Source organism: Staphylococcus simiae (assembly GCF_002902085.1).
GTDB lineage: Bacteria > Bacillota > Bacilli > Staphylococcales > Staphylococcaceae > Staphylococcus > Staphylococcus simiae.
Genome location: NZ_PPQR01000141.1, coordinates 1 through 1,005 on the forward strand (window position 1 = coordinate 1; position 1,005 = coordinate 1,005).

General features: G+C 24.5%; 1 protein-coding gene. It reads left to right on the forward strand.

Annotated elements, in window-relative coordinates; translation table 11 throughout:
* Positions 1–1,005: CDP-glycerol glycerophosphotransferase family protein (locus CD113_RS12375; RefSeq protein WP_206167427.1), on the forward strand; the 1,005-nt coding region annotated here is incomplete at both ends.

The following is a 1,005-nucleotide window of genomic DNA, read 5'->3' on the forward strand; positions in this document are numbered from 1 at the left end:
ACACTAATTTAACTATTGCTTTTATACGATTAAATAAGACAATATATTTTTATGTGAAAGATAGAGCTTCTATCAATTTTAATATGAATATAGGTATTAATAAATTACCAGGTTCTATTTCTTATAATATCGAAGAATTATTAAAAAACTTAAATAAGCCATTATCTGATTACTTAAGTTTTTATCACTCTAACATTAAAAAATTTATAAATGAGTATTGTTCGAAGGACGATGGGTTGTCATGTTCTCGTATAACTGAATTTATATTTAACAATACTTCAAGGGAAAAATCACTGAAATCAAATAAAAAAGTTGTATTGTTTTACGGTGGTGCTTTTTATAATAACGGCATAACTAGCTCAATAATAAACCTAAGTAAAATTTTTAATTATGATAAGTATGAACTAATAATCATTAAAACTAATAAATCTACTCCAGAAAAACTGAATAATATAAAAAGATTAGATTCACGAGCTCACTTAATTACTTTATTTAGCGATATGAATAAAAGTCTAAGAGATACAATAGATTTAAAGTTATTTAATAGACAAGGATATAATTCGAAATATGTTCATAAAAAAAGAATAGTGAGATTATTTAAAGAATACTTTCAGCAAACATTAGGAAATATAAAACCTGAAGTAGTAATTGACTACAGTGGATATAATAAGTTGTTTTCTGCTTTATTTGCATTTGCACCAGTCAAAAAAAATGCGATATTTTTACATAATGATATGTATGAAGAATATAACAAAATAATTGATGGACGTTATAAACATAGATGGAATTTAAAGGTTGTTTTTAGCTTGTATAATCAATATTCAAAGGTAGTATCTGTCTCTGATTCAGCTAATCAAGCTAATATGTATAACTTAAAGAAATTTGTGAATTCTCCAGAGAATAAAATGATTACGATCCCAAATATAATTGATGGAGATTATGTCATTGAAAAGGCTAATTCAAGTAATGAGTTTAAGTTAAACGAAATATATATGTATAATAAGG